The organism is Arenibacter sp. 6A1 (assembly GCF_012272855.1).
GTDB lineage: Bacteria > Bacteroidota > Bacteroidia > Flavobacteriales > Flavobacteriaceae > Arenibacter.
This window is the reverse complement of sequence record NZ_JAAXCQ010000007.1, coordinates 167,201-186,718: the sequence shown is the minus strand read 5'-3', so window position 1 is coordinate 186,718 and position 19,518 is coordinate 167,201. Positions and strand designations below refer to the sequence as shown.

Annotated in this window: 22 protein-coding genes and 1 tRNA gene; 10 read left to right on the top strand and 13 right to left on the bottom strand. The window is 38.5% G+C overall.

Annotation, left to right across the window (positions count from 1 at the left end; all coding sequences use genetic code 11):
- Positions 1-66: 66 nt before the first annotated feature.
- On the bottom strand, positions 67-1,173 hold the full coding sequence (gene alr / locus HCG49_RS08390; RefSeq protein WP_168469145.1) for an alanine racemase: 1,107 nt from the start codon (positions 1,171-1,173) through the stop codon (positions 67-69).
- Entirely contained in the window at positions 1,166-1,810 is a 645-nt protein-coding gene (locus HCG49_RS08385; RefSeq protein WP_072763304.1) for a thymidine kinase, read from the bottom strand. Before HCG49_RS08385 ends, alr begins: the two co-directional genes overlap by 8 nt.
- Positions 1,811-1,999: 189 nt before the next feature.
- Here HCG49_RS08385 and HCG49_RS08380 point away from each other — a divergent pair, with 189 nt between their 5' ends.
- Positions 2,000-2,686, top strand: a complete 687-nt coding sequence (locus HCG49_RS08380) for a hypothetical protein (protein ID WP_168469080.1) — start codon at positions 2,000-2,002, stop codon at positions 2,684-2,686.
- A 128-nt stretch (positions 2,687-2,814) separates the two neighbouring features.
- A complete protein-coding gene (gene rsmI / locus HCG49_RS08375) occupies positions 2,815-3,486 on the top strand; it encodes a 16S rRNA (cytidine(1402)-2'-O)-methyltransferase (RefSeq protein ID WP_168469079.1) in 672 nt (223 codons plus the stop codon).
- A gap of 140 nt (positions 3,487-3,626) precedes the next feature.
- On the opposite strand, the gene HCG49_RS08370 is transcribed toward rsmI, so the two are convergent.
- The gene (locus HCG49_RS08370) at positions 3,627-4,217 is read right to left on the bottom strand and encodes a carboxymuconolactone decarboxylase family protein (RefSeq protein WP_168469078.1); all 591 of its coding nucleotides are present in this window, start codon (positions 4,215-4,217) and stop codon (positions 3,627-3,629) included.
- Positions 4,218-4,270: 53 nt separating this feature from the next.
- On the opposite strand from HCG49_RS08370, the gene HCG49_RS08365 reads away from it, so the two are divergent.
- Genes HCG49_RS08365 through recJ form a run of 3 tightly spaced genes read left to right on the top strand, consistent with a single transcriptional unit; the run spans position 4,271 to position 8,314 of the window.
- Positions 4,271-4,690, top strand: a complete 420-nt coding sequence (locus tag HCG49_RS08365; protein WP_168469077.1) for an OsmC family protein — start codon at positions 4,271-4,273, stop codon at positions 4,688-4,690.
- 16 nt (positions 4,691-4,706) lie between these two features.
- A complete protein-coding gene (locus HCG49_RS08360) occupies positions 4,707-6,617 on the top strand; it encodes a peptide-N-glycosidase F-related protein (protein WP_168469076.1) in 1,911 nt (636 codons plus the stop codon).
- Positions 6,618-6,622: 5 nt separating this feature from the next.
- Complete coding sequence (gene recJ, locus HCG49_RS08355; RefSeq protein WP_168469075.1) at positions 6,623-8,314, top strand: single-stranded-DNA-specific exonuclease RecJ; 1,692 nt, start codon at positions 6,623-6,625, stop codon at positions 8,312-8,314.
- Between the two features lie 199 nt (positions 8,315-8,513).
- Here recJ and HCG49_RS08350 read toward each other — a convergent pair whose 3' ends face one another.
- A complete protein-coding gene (locus HCG49_RS08350) occupies positions 8,514-9,272 on the bottom strand; it encodes a UDP-2,3-diacylglucosamine diphosphatase (protein WP_168469144.1) in 759 nt (252 codons plus the stop codon).
- A gap of 56 nt (positions 9,273-9,328) precedes the next feature.
- The gene (locus HCG49_RS08345) at positions 9,329-9,778 is read right to left on the bottom strand and encodes a 6-pyruvoyl trahydropterin synthase family protein (RefSeq protein ID WP_168469074.1); all 450 of its coding nucleotides are present in this window, start codon (positions 9,776-9,778) and stop codon (positions 9,329-9,331) included.
- 281 nt (positions 9,779-10,059) lie between these two features.
- Here HCG49_RS08345 and HCG49_RS08340 point away from each other — a divergent pair, with 281 nt between their 5' ends.
- On the top strand, positions 10,060-10,704 hold the full coding sequence (locus HCG49_RS08340) for a 2OG-Fe(II) oxygenase (RefSeq protein WP_168469073.1): 645 nt from the start codon (positions 10,060-10,062) through the stop codon (positions 10,702-10,704).
- A 155-nt stretch (positions 10,705-10,859) separates the two neighbouring features.
- Here HCG49_RS08340 and HCG49_RS08335 read toward each other — a convergent pair whose 3' ends face one another.
- From HCG49_RS08335 to HCG49_RS08320, 4 genes are all read right to left on the bottom strand, one after another.
- Entirely contained in the window at positions 10,860-11,348 is a 489-nt protein-coding gene (locus tag HCG49_RS08335) for a DUF4199 domain-containing protein (protein WP_168469072.1), read from the bottom strand.
- Between the two features lie 18 nt (positions 11,349-11,366).
- Entirely contained in the window at positions 11,367-12,134 is a 768-nt protein-coding gene (locus tag HCG49_RS08330; RefSeq protein WP_168469071.1) for an enoyl-CoA hydratase/isomerase family protein, read from the bottom strand.
- An 84-nt stretch (positions 12,135-12,218) separates the two neighbouring features.
- The gene (locus tag HCG49_RS08325; protein WP_168469070.1) at positions 12,219-13,553 is read right to left on the bottom strand and encodes an MATE family efflux transporter; all 1,335 of its coding nucleotides are present in this window, start codon (positions 13,551-13,553) and stop codon (positions 12,219-12,221) included.
- 12 nt (positions 13,554-13,565) lie between these two features.
- On the bottom strand, positions 13,566-14,066 hold the full coding sequence (locus tag HCG49_RS08320; protein ID WP_168469069.1) for a GNAT family N-acetyltransferase: 501 nt from the start codon (positions 14,064-14,066) through the stop codon (positions 13,566-13,568).
- Between the two features lie 163 nt (positions 14,067-14,229).
- On the opposite strand from HCG49_RS08320, the gene HCG49_RS08315 reads away from it, so the two are divergent.
- Positions 14,230-15,027 (top strand): universal stress protein, encoded by a 798-nt coding sequence (locus HCG49_RS08315; protein ID WP_168469068.1) that lies wholly within the window; start codon positions 14,230-14,232, stop codon positions 15,025-15,027.
- Positions 15,028-15,100: 73 nt separating this feature from the next.
- A tRNA-Ala gene (locus HCG49_RS08310) sits at positions 15,101-15,177 on the top strand.
- A gap of 166 nt (positions 15,178-15,343) precedes the next feature.
- Here HCG49_RS08310 and HCG49_RS18815 read toward each other — a convergent pair.
- The 4 genes from HCG49_RS18815 to HCG49_RS18810 all read right to left on the bottom strand — a co-directional run bounded on the left by HCG49_RS18815 (position 15,344) and on the right by HCG49_RS18810 (position 17,038).
- A complete protein-coding gene (locus HCG49_RS18815) occupies positions 15,344-15,457 on the bottom strand; it encodes an IS3 family transposase (RefSeq protein ID WP_410488990.1) in 114 nt (37 codons plus the stop codon).
- Positions 15,458-15,500: 43 nt separating this feature from the next.
- Positions 15,501-16,130 (bottom strand): IS3 family transposase, encoded by a 630-nt coding sequence (locus HCG49_RS08305; protein ID WP_168469067.1) that lies wholly within the window; start codon positions 16,128-16,130, stop codon positions 15,501-15,503.
- Complete coding sequence (locus HCG49_RS08300; RefSeq protein ID WP_168469066.1) at positions 16,127-16,405, bottom strand: transposase; 279 nt, start codon at positions 16,403-16,405, stop codon at positions 16,127-16,129. The genes HCG49_RS08305 and HCG49_RS08300 overlap by 4 nt, the downstream gene beginning before the upstream one ends.
- 351 nt (positions 16,406-16,756) lie before the next feature.
- Complete coding sequence (locus HCG49_RS18810) at positions 16,757-17,038, bottom strand: tyrosine-type recombinase/integrase (protein WP_410488989.1); 282 nt, start codon at positions 17,036-17,038, stop codon at positions 16,757-16,759.
- 455 nt (positions 17,039-17,493) lie between these two features.
- Between HCG49_RS18810 and HCG49_RS08290 the strand changes: the two genes are divergently transcribed.
- Together HCG49_RS08290 and HCG49_RS08285 are read left to right on the top strand one after the other, a co-directional pair.
- Complete coding sequence (locus HCG49_RS08290; protein ID WP_168469065.1) at positions 17,494-18,300, top strand: hypothetical protein; 807 nt, start codon at positions 17,494-17,496, stop codon at positions 18,298-18,300.
- Between the two features lie 769 nt (positions 18,301-19,069).
- On the top strand, positions 19,070-19,390 hold the full coding sequence (locus HCG49_RS08285) for a hypothetical protein (protein WP_168469064.1): 321 nt from the start codon (positions 19,070-19,072) through the stop codon (positions 19,388-19,390).
- The last annotated feature ends 128 nt before the right edge of the window (positions 19,391-19,518 follow it).

Sequence of the window (19,518 nt, the reverse complement as noted above, 5' to 3'; positions counted from 1 at the left end):
ATTAAGGTATTCTCCAATTTAGTAAAAAAAACAATGCGTCACTAAACTCCAAGACCAAGACATTTTTTAATCGATATAAGTTCTTTTTACGCGTTGTGAAATCCCCGTAAGCAATTCGTAGGAAATGGTATTGGCAGAAGTAGCCAACCAATCCGCTGTATATTCCTTGCCAAAAACAATTACCTCGTCGCCTTCCTTGCAGGGAATATCTGTGATATCTATCATAACCATGTCCATACACACATTGCCAATAATGGGGGCCAATTTTCCATGAACCAATACCTGTCCTGCCTTGTTGCCGTATTGTCTTCCAAGACCGTCGGCATGGCCTAAAGGCAGTGTGGCGGTAACCGTAGTTTTTTCTGCTGTAAAAGCCCTGTTATACCCTACGGTATCCTTGGCATTTATAGTATGGATTTGGGAAATAATGGTTTTTAAGGAAGCCACCGGTCGTAATTTTTTATCTTCGGAAGCCTCATTGCCAAACCCGTAAATACCAATACCGCTTCTCACCATATCGTATTGGGCATCGGCATAATTAATAATGCCGGAGGTATTTAACAAGTGCCGCATGGGCATATTCCCTAATTTAGTTTCTAAATCCTTGGATATTTCTTCAAACTTATGAATTTGTTGAAGGGTAAAATCCTTTTCTTCTAGGTCTTCGGAAGCGGCTAAATGCGAGAATATAGACCTGAGCTCAAGGGCATTGTTCTTTTTAAGATGGTCAACTATAAAGTCGATGTCTTTTTTTTCGAACCCTATTCTATTGAGGCCTGTATTGAATTTTAAATGTATCGGATACTTTGATGCTCCAAGCTTGTTGGCAGTTTCTATAAAGGCCGTAAAAATAGCTAGGGAATATAAGCTTGGTTCCAATGAATTTTCAATCATGGTAGCAAAGCTCACTTGTTGTGGGTGTAATACCAAAATAGGCATTTTAATTCCCGCACTCCGGAGGGTTACCCCTTCCGAGGTATAGGCTACGGCCAAATAATCTGCTCCAAGGGCTTCTAGTTTCTTTGCAATGGCTACGGAATCGCTACCGTAAGCAAAGGCTTTAACAACACCTAGAAATTTGGTATTCGATTTTATTTTTGTCTTTAAATATTGATAATTGTGTTCCAGGGCTTTTAAATCTATTTCCAGAACGGTTTCCCCGGCATTAGACATTCTTATCATTTTTAGGATGGATAATCTCTTCTGATTTCACATCTAGATTTTTAACTTTTTCTTTTAACATGGCTTTGTAATAGGCAGCGCGACTAAGGGGTTCGTATTCTTCGGTTTCTCCTAGAAGCACCAAATTATCATTATTGGATTTTCTAAAACTATAATTGGCAAGGTTACCGGTACGGGTGCAAACGGCATGTACCTTGGTAACATATTCTGCAGTAGCCAACAAGGCGGGCATAGGACCAAAAGGGTTTCCTTTAAAATCCATATCGAGTCCGGCGACTACCACACGGATTCCTTTATTGGCCAAATCATTACATACCGATACAATTTCGTCATCAAAAAACTGGGCTTCATCTATCCCGACCACATCACAGCCATCGGCTAAAAGCCTAATATTGGCCGCTGCAGGGACCGGAGTAGAGCGAATTTCGTTAGCATCATGAGACACCACCATGGATTCGTGATACCTGGTGTCTACAATAGGCTTAAAAATCTCAACTTTTTGTTTGGCAAACTGAGCTCTTTTTAAACGGCGAATCAGTTCCTCGGTTTTACCAGAGAACATAGATCCACAAATAACTTCGATCCAGCCGAATTGTTCTTTAGGGTTAACAGTATTTTCGAGAAACATTTTGTATTTTTAGACGAACGTAATTTACTCCCCTTTTTCTATATAAGGTGGGATAAAATTATTAAAAAAATAATCCTTGTGGTATCATTGGAGACAAAAGTTAATGGTTAGGGATGCCAATATTTGTTAAAGTACCATTTGATGGATTGAGGGATTGCTGAAAACATTTTTTTTAAAAGATATGTACCGATGAAAAAGAGACTAAAAGAAGAGTTGCGAAAATTATCGACAGAGATTATTTCGTCTAGGAATTTAAATGATATTTCTGCGTTATATGAAGCGACAAAAGAGCTTTACGAAAAATTAGCAGTGTTAAAATACATAGAAGAATCTTTAAAGACAACCGAGGCCAAAAAGCCTAAAAATGTCATTGCCTCAAAATTTGAAAGCATGGCAAATTCCGTGTTAAAGGCTAATTCTTCTGTGCCAGAGAGCAATCCTCATAAAGAAGATATCATTGTCCCGGGAATTGATACGATACGAGATATGGTTTCCGAGATGCCCAATGCAACAACGATAGAAGAGGTGCTTTCTCAATTTACCTCCAAACCAGAACTGATGAAAAATGATAAGGATCTCTTTATGCCCAAGGAAGTAACGACCCCGCCAATTACTGAAATTCGACAGACCGCTAAAGAATCCCAACCACGAGACATTACCGTAGACCTTAATGATCGGCTGGCTTTTGTAAAACATCTTTTTAACGGTAGTATGGAAGACTACAATAGGGTTTTGTCTCAATTAAGAACAATAGACACCGAAGAACGTTCTATTTCTTTTATAGAAAATATGGTAAAACCAGATTATAACCATTGGGAGGGCAAAGAAGACTACGAATTGCGCTTTATGGGGATTATTGCCCGTAAATTTTCGTAGCTAAGTAAGGACTAAGTTGTAATTTTGCGCTTTATAGGTTTTTATTGATAACCTTATAAAGCGCTCTTTTTTTTATAAAAGTTTACGTACAAGTTGCTTTTTAATAAGGGCAGCCTTAATAACAACAGATGGGGAAACTTTACATTGTGCCTACACCAATAGGTAATTTAGAAGATATTACATTGCGCGCTTTAAGAATACTAAAAGAAGTAGATCTTATTTTGGCCGAGGATACGCGTACCAGCGGTAAGTTGTTGCATCATTATAGCATTGGGACCCCCATGCAAAGTCACCATATGCACAACGAACACAGAACCGTTGAAAATATAGTAAAGAAACTTCAGGCCGGTGAGAATATCGCCCTGATTTCCGATGCGGGTACTCCTGCCATTTCCGATCCCGGATTTTTATTGACCCGTGCCTGTGTAGAAAGCGGAATTGAGGTCGATTGTTTACCAGGAGCCACAGCTTTTGTACCTGCTTTGGTCAATAGCGGTCTGCCCAACGATAAGTTTGTTTTCGAAGGGTTTCTGCCCGTAAAAAAAGGGAGACAGACCCGTTTTTTACTGTTGGCCGAAGAAACAAGGTCAATTATTCTGTATGAATCTCCCCATAAATTAGTAAAGACCTTGTCGCATTTTGTCACCTATTTTGGAGCCGATCGCCAAGTATCGGTCTCTAGGGAAATATCAAAAATGTACGAGGAAACCATCAGAGGTACCGCAGCCGAGGTGTTGGCGCATTTTACCAAAACACCTCCAAAAGGAGAAATAGTAATCGTCGTAGCCGGTAAAAAATAGTGTGTGCTACCCTACGCTAATTTGCACCTACTTATATAAAGTATTATCCAAGCGCTAGTGAAGTATGTAGGAACGAAGGCTTTAGTGCTAACATATCCCAGTAACTAGGAGGAGGGCCGTTTAGGGTAGTAGCGGAGTTATTATCGGTGTTTCCCCTGCTCCCATCCGTATTTTCCCAAATATTGCTCTCCGCTTTCAATGGCATCTTTTTCTAAGGAGGTGCCCATAGAATCGTTCCATCGGTTAAGATATCCAAAGAGCGATATAACCCCTAACATTTCCACAATTTCACCCTCGTCCCAATACCGGGTCAAGCGTTCTTTTAATTCGTCATCTACTCCGTTGGGGACTTGCGAAGCCAATAATGAAAAATCCAAGGCGGCACGCTCGGCTTCGGAAAAAGAAGGATGGGTTCGGTAATCCCATAGGTTTTCTAATTGTTCTTGGGAAGCACCATAACGTGCTGCAGCCCTCACGGCATGGGCTTGGCAATAACGGCAACCAGCAGCATTACTACTTACCCAGGCCATTAGTCTTTTTAGGGCAGAAGTGACCCTGCCTTCATTGGCCATTACGGCTTTGTTTAAATGAATGAAGGCTTGGGAAATAGCTGGCCGATGCTGCATGGTCAGTACAGAATTGGGGCAAAAACCTAATGTTTCATTGAAAAATGCAGCCAGTTCTTTAGTCTCTGCGTCCTGTTGGGAATCTAAGGGTTTTACTAAGGGCATAGTTGGAGATTTATATTGTATTTTTGACAATTAAAGTACTAAAAATTCACCTCATGACAAATCACATCACTACGAAATGGCTGGGAAACATGGCCTTTGAAAGTAACAATCCTTCAGGAAATAACCTTATAATAGATATCGCACCAGAGGATGGAGGCGAAGGGCAAGGGTATCGCCCAAAGGCACTGATGTTGGCCAGTTTGGCAGGCTGCTCCGGTTTGGATGTGGCATCATTGATCAAAAAAATGAAACTAGAGGTAGCCGATTTTCGAATAGAAACCATTGCGAATCTTACCGACGAGCATCCTAAATATTACGATCAGGTAACCATAGAGTACCACTTTACGGGGCCTAACCTAGATGAAAAAAAATTGCAGCGCGCTGTTGATCTATCCATTGAAAAATACTGTGGTGTGATGGAAATGTTTAGGAAATTCGCTGCCTTAGATATCAAAACTTACTTTAATAAATAAATTGCAAGAATTACAAATGATTAAAAGAGCACTTTTTTTGGTTGGCAGCCTACTTTTTATTGGTCAACAGCTACAAGCACAACAAAAAGAACATATTGTTTCCCATAAAGAAGCAACCATAGTAACAAATCCGGCATTAGGGGCTAACAGTTATAAGGAATGGGCTGTTTTTCCTAAGAAGGACAAGGAAATACGAGAAATAATACTGAACCTTACTTTCGAATGCCCAGACAATATGCGCTGTGCAGACTGGGATTATGTAGACCATATAAAAGTACGCCCCAAAAACGATTCTACCTCTTATGAGATAGCCAGAATGTTGACTCCCTACGGAGGAAGGTTCCAAGAAGACTGGAGGTTCGATTGGAAAGTAGATATTACCGATTTTAGTCCTATCCTAAGAGATAGCTTGGTAGTCGATTATATTCATACAGGGTATGAAGACAATAAAACCAGAGGGTGGAAAGTAACGGTAGATTTCGAAATCACCTACGGAAAACCGGTGGTAGAGCCTTTGGCAGTGCATAAAATATATGATGGGAATTATAATTATGGCGACAAAAATGATCCGATAGAGAATCATTTGGTTCCTGTTAATTTAAAGCCAGATGCCGCTGCTACCTTCGGGAAAATTAAAATTCTCCAAACCGGACATGGGATGGATGCCAATGGTTGTGGGGAATTTTGTGATAAATACCGTGAAATTCTTGTCAATGGAAAGGTAATAGATGCCAAGCAACTGTGGATGGAATGTGGCGATAACCCCTTATATCCGCAAGCGGGTACTTGGATATTCGACAGGGCAAATTGGTGCCCAGGTTACCTACTACAGCCAGATGAGGCACTATTCGATATTACAACAGGAACAGCCTATTCGGTCAATGTAGATATGGAGCCCTATGAAACCGAAAACCCTAGTGCCAAAGAATTGTTGGTGGCCTATGTGATGGAATTCGGAAAGATAAATTCTGCCAATGATGTTACCTTAGTGGATATTATTTCTCCATCGACCGAGGAGATTTTTAGTAGAAAAAATCCCTTGGGAAGTCTAGCCGTAATCAGGATCAAGAACAACGGCCGTGAAAACCTTAAATCTTTGGTGGTGAAGTATGGTCTAGAAGGTGATAAAACCAATACCTTTAAGTGGAAAGGAGATATTCCTTATGGTGAAATGGCTTTAATAACCTTGCCTAAAGAAATATACAGTGATAAGGAAACAGTACCATTTCATGTAGAATTAAAGAATCCAAACGGTAAAAAAGATGGGTATAAGGCAGACAATAAAAAGAGCTCGCAGTATACACGCCCAAATATTTTACCAGAAAATAGTATAATTTACTTTAAAACGAACAACAAACCAGGTCAGAACTCGTACAAGGTTACCAATAGCTTAGGTGAAATTGTCTTTAAAAAGGACAGTTTGGAGCTACAGCCAAATACGGTTTATAGGGACACCTTACAACTGCCAGAAGGGAGTTATACCTTTACCGTTGAGGACAAGGGCGGCGATGGACTAGAATTTTGGTACAAAGCTAAGGATGGTCGTGGCGATGTAAAAATATTGGACACTTTAGGACGTGCTATAAAACATTTTAACGCTGATTTTGGAAGCCATATTAGATACGATTTTAGGGTAAAGCCAACGGCAGAATATCATTTAGATAATACCCCTTCTATTACCATGTTTCCATCGAGGACAGAAGGTCCTATCATCTTGGATTATTTTGCCAACGATGCCAAGGACGTTCAGGTGATTATAACCCAACAAGAAGACGAATCTAAAATAGTGGAAACCCATTCTTATATAGGATTTCAGAAGGGTATCCTTACCTACGACCTGTCTTACTTGCCTAAAATGCGCTATTATTTAAAGGTGATCGTAGAAGGAGAAGAAATATTTAAAAATAGAATCAGGCTAAAAGAATAAACGCAATGCGTTGGACTGTAAAACCAAAATCCGAGCAGGCTCAGGTCGATGCATTGGCCAAAGCGCTTAATGTAGAGTACTTAGTAGCCGAATTGTTGCTCCAAAGAGGAATAACGACCTTTGAGGAGGCCAAACAATTTTTTAGACCGCAGTTGTCCCAATTGCACGATCCTTTTTTAATGAAGGATATGGATGCAGCGGTGCTTAGGATAGAGCAAGCCATGGCTTGCGGGGAAAATATTTTAGTCTATGGAGATTATGATGTCGACGGTACTACGGCAGTAGCCTTAGTGTCGTCGTATCTGGAAAGCTATTACCCCAATGTAGCTACGTATATTCCAGATCGTTATAAGGAAGGCTATGGGGTTTCTTTTCAGGGCATAGATTTTGCCGAAGACAATGAGTTTTCATTGATCATCGCATTGGATTGTGGAATAAAAGCCATTGATAAAGTCGCTTATGCCAAGGAAAAAGGAATAGATTTTATTATTTGTGATCACCACAGGCCAGGAAAGGAAATTCCAGATGCTGTGGCAGTCTTAGACCCCAAAAGGGAAGATTGCAGCTATCCCTATGATGAACTCTGTGGATGTGGGGTCGGATTTAAACTGATTCAGGCCTTAGGCAGCCGAAATGGGGAAACTATAGATGACCTAATCCCATATCTAGATCTAGTGGCTACGGCCATTGGTGCCGATATTGTTCCTATTACCGGAGAGAACAGAGTGTTGGCCTTCTGGGGGTTAAAAGTGATCAATAGTCGTCCTAGAACTGGATTTCAGGCAATTATTAATCAATTAAAAAAGCAAACCCTAACGATCACCGATGTGGTCTTTGTAATTGCCCCTAGGATTAATGCCGCAGGACGCATGGAACACGGGCAACACGCAGTGAATTTATTGAAGGTTACGGATTTGGCACAGGCCGAAAAATTTGCCGCTGAAATAGAAAATTATAATACCGATAGAAGAAGCCTAGACCAAGAAATTGCCCAAGAGGCCTTATTGCAAATCGAAGAAAACGAAGAACAAGAAGGATGTACCTCGGTCGTTTATAAAGCTACTTGGCACAAAGGGGTTATCGGAATTGTGGCTTCACGACTTATAGAAACCTATTATAGGCCCACCTTGGTATTTACTAAAAGCGGGGAGAAATTGGCCGCATCGGCACGTTCGGTAAAAGGCTTCGATGTTTACCAAGCTTTGGAAGGTTGTGCCGAGACTATTGAGCAATTTGGAGGACATAAATACGCAGCTGGACTCACCCTATTAGAGGAGAATTATGAGGCCTTTAAGGCCAAGTTCGAAGAAGTGGTTGCCCAAAGCATAGATCCAAAGCTATTGACACCAGAAATTGTGATCGATGCGAACATAAGCCTAGAGGAAGTGACTCCAAAATTATTGCGTATCATTAAACAGTTCGAACCTTTTGGCCCGGGAAATCCGTCTCCGGTATTTATGGCAGAAAACCTTAAAGATAACGGGTATGCCAAGGGGGTAGGGCAAGATGAGAGCCACCTGAAAATGGCCGTTACCCAAAATGGCACTCCCCCAATAGGATGTATCGGTTTTAACCTGGGTAATAAACTGGAGGTAGTGACTGGTGAACAGCCCTTCAGTGCTGTTTTTGCCCTCGATGAAAATGAATGGCAGGGGAATGTTTCTTTACAATTGAAACTTAAAGATATAAGGCAGTAACCTTCCTATAGGCAGCCTTTATTATAACTTTTCACAAACGCCCGGACAATACTGTTTGGGCGTTTGTTTTTAATGCCATTGCGACCTTTATAGGTAGGTTTTTATGTAGCTTACTTGGCGTCATCTGAAGTCCTTTTGAGAACGCAACGTCATTCATTCCCTAAAAGTGAACATAGTTAAACTAGAATCGGAAGCATGATTATTCGCCCTGTTTTTTAAGCGAAAGACGTCCCTCTGCAAACACTCCATACGTATAATAAGAAATCCAATCGCCTAGGTTTGTGTAGGTCGATTTTCCATTGAGGTCAATTTCCAAAGGAAGGTGGCGGTGTCCAAAAACAAAATAGTCGTAGTGCTGTTTTTCTAGTTTGCGCTTGCAATATTGTACCAACCATTCTTTGTCCTCGCCTAAAAACTTTATATCCTCATCTCCGGAGATCATTTTGTTTTTTACGGACAGGTATTGTCCCAATTTCACGCCCAGATCTGGGTGAAGCCATCGAAATAGCCATTGAAAAAAAGGATTGGTAAACACTTTCTTCATGCGTTTGTAGCCTATGTCGTGAGGTCCTAGGCCATCACCATGGCCGATAAAGAAAGAAGTGTTATTAAATCGAAATTCTTGGGGTTTATGAAAGACCGTAATATTTAATTCCTTCTCTAAATATCCGTTCATCCATAGATCGTGATTCCCTACAAAGAAATAGACAGGAATACCCGAATCGGTTATTTCGGCTAACTTACCCAAGGTCCGTGTAAATCCTTGGGGTACTACCGTTTTGTATTCGAACCAAAAGTCGAACAAATCTCCTAAGAGAAAAATGGCCGCTGCGTCTTTTTTTACGTCATCTAACCAGGCGACAAACTTTTTTTCCCTGACCATGCTCGCTTCCATGGTCGGAGCCCCAAGGTGCTGATCGCTGGCGAAGTATATATTTTTTCCTTTTGGAACGGTAATTTCTATCATGTGTGGGTTGTAAACGATCAAAAGCCTATAAGAAGCCGTATAGGGAATTAATTATCGGAAGCATACCATTCTGCAAACGAGGTATCGGTTTCTTGTAGTCTTAAGGAATGTAACTTGATGTTTTCGGGAAGTCTAGCCTTTATTTTATCGGCAAAACTCAGCACCATATTCTCACTGGTAGGCTGGTAGTCCGCTAAAATCACGCTATGCCCTCTATCCGTTAGCTCTTTTGCCAACTCTACATGTGGGGTGTGTTTGTTAAACACAGTAGCATGGTCAAATACATCAACGATTTCTTCCTTGACAATCTTTTTTAGGTCGCCAAAATCTATAACCATTCCTAATTTTACATGATTTGTATCGGTAATTGGAGTGCCTATTACCGTCACGGAAAGTTTATAGCTATGCCCATGTACGTTTCTGCATTTGCCGTCGTAGCCGTATAATGCATGTCCAGTTTCAAAATTAAACTGCTTGGTAATACGAATGTTGCCCATAATGTTTGTTTGCCCTGCAAAGGTAGTTAATTTGTAAAACCTATGTATATATTGATTCCCGCTAATTTTTTAATTCAATATAGGTCGAAGGGATTGTGTAGAGGTGTTTTTCTAAATGTCTAAAAATAAGGAAGTTTTTATCTTTCTTCTAAAAGTGGAGGCCCTAAGCCAATGTATAGGAGAGGGTTAGAAGTAAAAAAATATCATTTTTATGATGGGCTTTGTTTTACAAAACCGATTTTAAACTACATTTGCCGGCTTTCTAAATGGCAATGTTATAAGTGATAGAACTTTATGAGCAATTAGATTTTAAAGAAAATCTACTTTTTGAAAAAGTGATAACTGATATTTCAGAGACGAAATACAGTATTATCGATGATTTCTTTACAGACGAAGAGGTGGCGGTCCTACGAAATTCTCTTCTGACAAAATACGAGGAAGAGCAGTTTAAAAAAGCAGCTATTGGCAATCGGGTCAACGAACAGATAGAAAAAGCTATTCGTGGCGATTTCATCTTGTGGATAAATGAAGATAGCCATGATGTTCTGGAACGGCGATTTTTTGATAAAATCAATGACCTAGCTAATTATTTGAATAAAACTTGTTTTATGGGAATTCTCTATAAAGAGTTCCATTATGCCATTTACCCAGAGGGTACTTTTTATAAAAGACATTTAGACACCTTTAAGAACGATGACAGGCGAAAACTGTCCATGGTGTGCTATCTGAATGAGAATGATTGGGTTCCAGAAACCGATGGTGGAGAATTGGTATTGTACCTTTCTGAAAACGGAAAAGATGAAACCAAGACCATAACCCCATTTCCAGGCAGGGTAGTGATATTTGAAAGTCAGGAATTAGAACACGAGGTAAAGCCCGTAAAGCGCGAAAGACTGAGCATTACGGGTTGGTTAAAGACAAGGTAGGCAACTACCTTTTAAATTTTTTCTTGTTCCTAAGTTTGTTGACAAAATAAACAACAAATAATACTACGGCTAATAATAGGAAAACAAAGTTTCCGTTTAAGATTGATGACATATCTTTTTTTTAAGGGTTAGGATTTAAAATTCACCGAAAACGGTTATAGTTCTTTGGTAGTGTTTTTAACAAAAAAGGCAACAAAGGCCGCCGTTACGATACCCATGGTAAGGGCGCCAAAGGCACTTTGTAGCATATAGCTCTTTAGGTTAAAGTAGGCTTCTGCTGCTTCCTGTGTCATTTTTCCATTACTCACCACAAAATTGATAATATTGGTAAAATAATCGGGTGTTATGATGGTGCTGGTTATAAATTGGGTAATCGGACTTAATGCGGCAATAATAACACTGAGTGCTATACCACTGATAAAGCCTTGTTTCCAGGTCATTTTACCATTAAAGACCGTTTTCCGCTTATCGAGAAGGGCAAAAACATAAACGGCAATGGCTACAAGGGCAAAAAAATTAGTGTATAGGGCGTGTTTTCCTATATGGACATCGTGCCAGCCCATTGCTTTTTCAAAAGTCATCCAGACCAATACGGTGGCGGAGAATATGATGGCCCATTTTATTTCGAGGCGAAATTTATTCATAAAAGAAGGTATATAGAATTATTTTTTGAATTTTTTCAAGGCCTTTTTAGTCTCTTCAGAAAGTACCAGTTTCCCCGTAATTTCTGCTCTGTTTATCAGTAGTGTATCCCAGTGATCGGTGTCTTCCCACAGTACTTTTTTCCATTGCGATAAGGCTTCTGGATTATAGGTTGCCAAGGTTTCACTCAAAATAGATACTTGCTTGTCCATATCCTTAAGGTTTGTAAACACCTTGGAAAACAATCCTTTTTCCTGTGCCCAATAGGCATTTTTCCATTCTGTTGGAGCTAGGGATAAATCAGAAAGGGCTGCGGTGCCAATTTTTCGTTTTACAGCAGGAGCAATTACCAATGGGGCAACCCCTATAGAGAGTTCGGATAACCTGATGGCGGCAGCTTCTGCGGCAAAGACATAATCACAAGCCGCGATCAGTCCAATGCCTCCGCCTACAGCCTTCCCTTGAACACGTCCTATAATAACTTTTGTACAGCTTCTCATAGCGTTGATAACGTTGGCAAAGCCACTGAAAAATATTTTGCCTTCGGCTAAATTTTCTATCGCCACTAGCTCATCAAAGGAAGCCCCGGCACAAAAGGTACCTTCCCCTTCAGATTTTAAAACAATAACGGAAACCTCTGGGTTTTCCGAAAGTTGGTTAAGGGTAGCGGTGAGGCGCTCTAATAGTTCTAAAACAAAGGAGTTGCTGGCCGGATGTCCAAATTCTACCGTTGCCACCTTATCGACAATTTTGGTGTATAAACTTCCATTAGGTCTTGTAGTTTCCATAATAATCAGAGCAATAGTTAATAGATAGATTTAGATTTTCATTCGGCCTTTTCTGCCTTTAAAAGGGCTTAGGTAATCTCAAAATTAGGTGTTTTGTAAGAGCGGACGAAATTTTCGTCTAAATTTCCAAACTAGGGCTGCTCCCCTAATAAACATCCATAGGGTAAAAGCTGCCCAAATGCCGTAGAGGTCCCATTGTAAATATTTACCAAGGAACAACAAAGGAACAAAGCCGAGAAAAGTAGCCAAGAGCAAAACATTCCTCAAATATTTCATCTCTCCTAATCCTTTAAAAAGTCCATCTAATACAAAGGCCACCATATTTATGGGAAGCCCAATAATAATGATAAAGAATATGGCGTAAAAAGCGTTTAATATATCGGGTTCCTTAGAAAATAGTAGCCCTATAGGTTGGTAAAACAAGACGCCTAATCCCATTAAAAACAGGCTGATTACAAGGCCATATTTTATAATATTTTTTGCCAGTAGCCAAAGGCCATCGTAGTTTTTGGCCCCTAAAAGTTTTCCTCCCATAATATTTCCGGCGGCCCCGTATCCGTCAATAAAAAAGGAAGTAAAAAGCCAAATGTTGATAGCGATGGTATGGGCTCCTATATATTGGTCTCCCAAAGCGGTGGCTTCCCTAACGGCTAGGATAAGGGCAGTGTTTAAAGCCAAGGCACGCACAAATAAATTTAGGCTCATCCCAATTAATCTGCCCAATTCTGGATGTAAGGGGAATTTTAAGGATAGGCTAATATCGGTCTTGGTAACCAAAAGGACAAAGGCCATAATAGCCATGACCCCTTGGGCAATTAAACTGGCATAAGCGGCGCCTTCCAAATACATAGGGCTGAGCAGGCCTTCTATACCATACACGAATATAAAATCGAGCACAATATTCAATACTGCCCCGGTTATCGCAATTAACATAGGGTAGTAGGTGTTTTGTAGCCCACGGAAAATGCCCATTACGGCAAATACGAAAAGGGTTAAAGGAAAGCCCCAAACACGAATAGAATAATAAGAGACACAGAGTTCCAATATTTTTCCCGAGGCATTTAAAAGCATAAAAATATCCTCGATAATAAAGATCGTAGAAAAAAGTACCAGCACGCTTAGTCCTATATTTAAATAAATGGCCTGTGCCGGCAGTGTTTTTACTTCCGATAATTTCCCGGCACCCAAATATTGGGAGATAATGGCAGAAATAGCACTTCTGGTTTGCCCCAAGATCCAAATGATCATTGATAAAAATGCCCCTACAATACCGGCCGCGGCCAAGGACTCCACGCCATTAACGGGAATATTGCCCACAATGGCTGTGTCGGTGATAGATAAAATAGGTTCGGCTATTCCGGCAATGGTAGCGGGAATGGCGAGTTTGTTAATGCTTTTAAAACTAATAATGGTTTTCAAGGCCTAAAAAAATTATAGTACAAGTTCGTAACAATGAAAGGGAAATTCGCTTTTATGTGGGAAATAGATATCCTCTTTTTGCTGGTATCCCCTGGCCGTATAAAAAGAAATATTGCGTTTGTTTTTACTAAAAGTATCAAGACGTACAGAAAGAAAATTTTGGGTTTTGGCCACATCTTCGGCAAAATCCATAAGTAAACTTGCATACCCCTTTCCCTGGTAATTGGGATGAACCGCCAATCGATGAATATACATGTTCTTGGTATTTGGGGTGTCCCAGTGTATTGGAATATATTCCTTGTCCATAAAGTCCGAAATAACAATGCATCCTATTATGATGTCATTTTTCTCCAGAACATAAAGTTCATTTCTATCTAGGTCTTTTTCAAAGGCTTCCCTAGAGGGGTAGTTTTTGTTCCATTGGAAAATACCCTTTTTTATCATATCTTCTGCACAGGAATTGGTGATGCCGAGGATGTCGGTAATTTCATGTTTTTTTGCCCGCCTAATCATCTATCGTTTTTTTTAAAATGGTAAATTTAAGCCAATAATCAAGAATAGACTTGTAACCGACCCATTAAAACCGCCGTCCAAAGATCGAGGATTGCTTTAGGGAAATGCTGAAATCACCAAAGGACCGTTATTGAAAAAAACTAAAAACCAATAAACCACTCTTATGAAAAATATCCTCGTTCCTATTGGCGCTTCGGAAGATGCGCATGAAACATTGCAATACGCGGTGGACTTTGCCGCTGAATTCGGTGATAAGGTGTATGTCATGGAAGTTTACAATATTAGGGCCGTTGCCGGCGATTTGGCAAATATTGATGAAATAGTTGCTGAAAGAAGCAGGGAACATCTAAAGCGGGTTATTGAGAAGGTGGCCGCTAAGGGAGTAGATATAACAATTGCTACCTACAATGGCGGAATCATAGAAGGGTTAAAGAGTATTGATAAGGAATTGGGCCTGGACCTCATTATTTTGGCGCCAAGGAGCAATGATAGTAGGGAAGAACTCTATTTGGGCAATGTTTCAGGAAAAATTGTGAAACGCACCAATATCCCCACCTTAATTGTACCTAAAGGGACGGTTTTTAAACCTTTCACTGATATTTTGACAGCCTTTAAATCTGGCGTGTTAAAAGACAAAAGAATATTAAATCCCTTATTACTTATCAAAGAGAAATTTAATTCGAATATTAGCTTGTTGTTTGTAAAAACCCCTGGCTATACCAAGGAAGACCTTAAAATTAATATGGCCTTAATGAATTTAAGTGACAACCTTACTTTAGCTGAAAACACCACTACTTATTTGGGAGTATTACAATATTTTGAGACACAACATCCCGATCTGCTTTGTGTCTTTAGAAGAAAAAGGGGCTTTTTTAAAAAATTATGGGAGAGAAACACCATTCCTAAATCGGAATTCTTTGCTCCGGTACCAGTTTTGGTACTCAGTGTAAAAAAAGATTGATTTTTTTAAAATAATTAGCACAAGTATTTTGATAGTCAAATAAAAAGTAGTTTATTTGCATCTTGAAATAAAAGGGGGATTAGCTCAGCTGGCTAGAGCGCTTGCCTGGCAGGCAAGAGGTCACCGGTTCGACTCCGGTATTCTCCACCAGTAAACACGGGGCTTCAAGAGTTTTAACTTTTGAAGTCTTTTTTATTTGCACTCTATTTGCACTCAAAAATTGGCTTTATTTATGACTCTAGGCCATCTAGAGCTGATTTGGGGGCAATAAACTACTCCCCATTCGTAAGACAGGGTAAATATATTTCTTAGTTATTTATGATGCTATTTTTTTAGAGTTATATATTTGATCTGGTGGCACTTTTCCTATTTCCGTATGCCTTCTTTTGGTATTGTAAAATTCGATATACTCCCTTACCGTTTGATACAAGTCCAATCCCCGTTTGGAGGGTTAAGGTATATCTTTTCATATTTTAGGGACTTCCAAAAACGTTCGATGTAAATATTGTCCAGGGCCCTTCCCTTGCCATCCATAGAAATCTGGATGTTATGTTCTTTGAGAACGTCGATGTATTGGTTACTGGTATACTGAGCCCCTTGATCGGAATTATGAATCTCTGGTGCCCCGTATTTAACAATGGTATCTTTCTGCTGTGGACATCGATTATTGCATTCATGTACATAAAGCCTCTCGACATAGGTATATAGGTGATATCGGTCTGCCAGACTTGGTTGGGACGCTCTATTTTCAGACCCTTTAATAGGTAAGGATATTTATAGCTTTGAAGGTCCCTGACAGTAGTCCTGGGTTTTTTATAAATTGTCTGAAGGCCCATGAGCCTATACAGCCGTCTTATCCTTTTTACATTAATGCAATACCCAAGGTCAAGGTTCAGGTAATCGGTCATACGTTCCACTCCATAATAGGGATGCTCCAAAAAGCATGCATCTATTTTCCTCATGAGCGTAAGGTTCAACGGACTCTCGTTCTTGGGCTTGTAGTACAGCCCGGAACGATGGATCCCTAGGAGGTCGCACTGCTCAACAAGACTTAGCCCTGGATGAGATCTCACTACCTTTTGTCTTCTCTCGGTAGTGCTCATTTGCCCAAGGCTTTCTTTAAAAAATCATTCTCCACTTGCAATTGACCGATCTTACTGTAGAGAGGACCGGTCTCTGATTCCGGGTTTTCTTTTTCTGCTTTCTCTCCAAAGGCCAGATCGGCATTTTCCAAAAACTCACGTTTCCAGTTTGATATCTGGTTGGGGTGCAGTTCAAATTTGGCCGCAAGCTCTTGCAGGCTACTGTGTTCCTTTATCGCTTCAATGGCCACTTTGGCCTTGAACGACGCACTGAATTTTCTTCTTGATTTCTTCATATTTGACAGGGTTAAATTACAACTTAACTTGCTGTCTTAAAAATGGGGAGTATTATAAAACTGTGGTTTTGGCTTCCTATCCTTGGGGGTTACTCATTTATAAAATTGGTCTTGGACAGGGAGGGTTGTTCAGTGAAAAAATCCAGTGGTTTTTTACTGAAAATAGGCTTCTATTTGACACATTTGTATGAAGTATGGTAGTTTTTATGGTATTGTGTCTTAAAAGTTCTTGAGTTAGACACAAATCTGTTCCTGCCTCCGATAAGATGCGTTGCGTAGGCATGTCGTAGGCTATGTATGGTTACCGACTTCTTAATTCCCGGTTTTTAACAGCCTTTTTAAAAACAGCGCTTAGCTAGTGGCTGTGGAGAGGCCCTTCTTGCCTTTAAACAAGTAGGTTTTGGACCTGGACTCCTTAAAATATTGCCTAAGGAACCCTTTTAGGGATTCTGGGAAAGGCAATTTCCGATCTCTTTTCCCTTTGGCTGCCTTTATTATAATAGTTTTATGTTCGTCATCTAAATGTGCAATCTTAAGATTTAAGAGCTCACCACTTCGTAAGCCTAAGGTATAAACTGTAATTAAGAGTGCTTGATGCTTTAAGTTGGTTGTTTTCCGAAATAAGTTTTTTATTTCTTTCTGTGAAAGAATATCCGTCAGTACCAGCTACGGTTTTACCGTGTCTAAATCTATAAGGGTATTGTACGTTTCTTTTATATAAAGTACAATAGCAGTCAATAATTATTTCTGATTTGTATTTGCATACTTTTTTTTAATCACCACTTCCCTTAATTTTTTGCAATAAAAATGGGGATTCCAATCTGTGTATTAGATGTTCAACACCTATAAAAATGTCAAAAGAAGTAAGTAAGCCCAAATAACTGATAATGGTATTTTCGCCGTGCCTTTTAATTTGAATTAAGGTTTTAAAGAATTGTAAATTAATCAAATATAGCTAAGGGATTATATAAACGTAATTTAGTGCTTTTATGTTAATATACATCCCTTATTTAACGTTTATCTGTCGTTTTTTGTTAAATTGATCATATCAACTAGTTTACTTGCAATTAAACAAACTCACTCTCAAAATGCTATCTGAAATAAGAATTAAAAATAGTTTAGGAATTGTAAATCTGTATTTTAAGAATTTATTCGAGTATTTATCTGAAAAAGAGTTTTTGACATTTATCGAAAAAGGGTTCGAATTTATGGATAAAAATAATGGTTTAAATACTAAGACAAATTTTATTACTTCCTTTAATAATCTGCTTTTAGAACATCAATTTAATAATTCAAATATAATCCGAAATGAATTTAGTTATTTTAATTATCTATTAGGAGAATTCAAAAGTTACGGAGAATTTAAGGATTTTAAAGATCTGATTAAAGCATCGTTATTTAACTTTGAGAAACATAGTTTTCATCATGTTTTGGGCGAAATCGCAACTTGTTTAATCTTATCTGAAAAATATGCTTTCAAAAAATACGAAAAGGAATTAGTTAATAAAAGAAGTATTGACTTTGAATTTTTAAACCGACAAAACGAAACTATTTATATTGACGTTAAAACAATTGATTATAATATAAGTAAATATGAGAAAGAAAAATTTTCGGATTTTTTAAATAGCCGTTTAAAACAATATTATGAAGATAAAACTGAAAAATTAGACTTTGAAACAAAGAAAAAGATTTTCATATTTCCGATTATTTCTGGTTTAAACCTTGAGATTATAAAAGAAAACCAAGAGTATTTAAATACTATTTATGAATCATCAACTCTTGAAATAGACAAATTCCAAAGTTTTTCACCGAGAATTTTTGGAAATATTCAAGATACATTTTTTAGGTTATTTTCAATAAATGAAATCATAAATCCTGAAAAGAATTTTAAGTAAAAATAACTGCAAATAAGAGTTCGTGTGGCCGGTACGGCCCAATAGCAACGCAGTGTTGACTAAACCGATTCTTTGCTGGTAAACCATATATTGGGATTAGTTTGATTTTAAAAAGATAAGATTTGTTAGGTAGGACCCTAAACTTTTGGGTTGCATACGTTGATTCGTAAACGTCAGCAATTCCTTCCAGTATTGGGGAGGTCCACGCCCGTCGAAGGTCATAACTGTGACCAATTTTCCCTTTTTGCAGATGGGACACTTCCCTTTGAGCAATGGTGTACTTCTCCTCTTTGGATTTTACCGGTACTGTGGCCAACATATCTTGAAGGGGGGCAGCTTTTCTTTTTTCCAGCAACCAGCAACCAGCAATTATCGAAAAACAAGATTATGAAAATAGGAAATGAAAAAAGAAATTTTCAATTTTTACAATATCTTTTTTATCTCTTCAATTGACAGCTTATAGTGTAGGAACTGATAGTCGTGGTGGACATTATGATAGAAAAAATTGAGGAAATCATTATCATCACATAAGAAGACCTCACCAGCACGAAAATTGAAATTGTCCATATGAAAAAGATTCTAATACAGATGCTAAATGGTATATTCTAATTTTTATTAAAGGCGTAAATGGATACAATATTTATGGAAAAAGGTTAATTAAAAGATTTTATACCTTTGCAAAACCAATAATATATCAGATCTGAAATTCAAACTAATTTTTTGAGTTTTAGGAATTAATTACTCATCGAAAATTAAAAATTAATAAATAATGGAATCAAAAAAAAGAATTGGAATTATAACTTTAGGAATCATAACTTTTATTGCTTCAATTATTGGAGGAATAATTATGATTTATATCTTTATAGACGAATTTAATAATTATAGAAATAATGAAGTGTTATTAATTAGTTTTGGTTCAATTCTTTTGTCAATTATAGTAGGACTTTATGTAAAATTAACAAACTTTGGTATACTTAATGAAAGTGAGTTACAAAAAAATATCTATGAAAAGAAAAAATTAAAGGAACAAATTGAAATTGCAGAATTAAAAAAGAAACTTAAAGAATTAACTGAATTAAAAACCAGTTGACAATAACAAAGAAGTATTCCGCGCGCCGTTAGGCTAGGGCTGTATATATTGTTGTCGGATCCGTTCTCCTTCGATTGGGAAAGCTTTCTTTTTAGCGTTGTTTAAGTCCCCGTATTTTGGCAGAATTG